This window comes from Dolichospermum sp. UHCC 0259 (assembly GCF_009711935.1).
GTDB lineage: Bacteria > Cyanobacteriota > Cyanobacteriia > Cyanobacteriales > Nostocaceae > Dolichospermum.
Genome location: NZ_VIKX01000083.1, coordinates 542 through 899, shown reverse-complemented (window position 1 = coordinate 899; position 358 = coordinate 542). Strand labels below are relative to the sequence as shown.

General features: G+C 43.0%; 1 protein-coding gene. It reads right to left on the bottom strand.

Annotated features, from left to right (window positions below; all coding sequences use genetic code 11):
• On the bottom strand, positions 1-358 hold a 358-nt coding region (locus FJR05_RS06805), incomplete at both ends, for a hypothetical protein (protein WP_168643418.1).

Here is a 358-nt window from a genome sequence, read left to right as displayed (position 1 = left end):
CGTACTCGATTTTTTCTTGAAAAGCAGTGGTGACAGCTTTATCTATCCAAGATTGCGGTAGTCTGACATGAGGTTGAATTAAGGGGAATGTGGCTTGGCTATTGCCATAAAACACCCGTGAAGCATCTTTACAGGCGGGGTCATGGGGCAGATGCTTCATTAAGTAGCGCGTTAACACTTCTACTGTCTCTGCACCTTGAACATATTCAGGTAATACGAATACTAGTCGAAATTTGTCCCAGCCGGGTTGATGACTAGCTGTGGTGTAGATTAACGCGCAATGTTGTTTGATAAACGGATGTTCTATTGCTTCGTCTAAGTTTAGCTGATGTTGATAGATTTTCTTGGCTTGTCTACC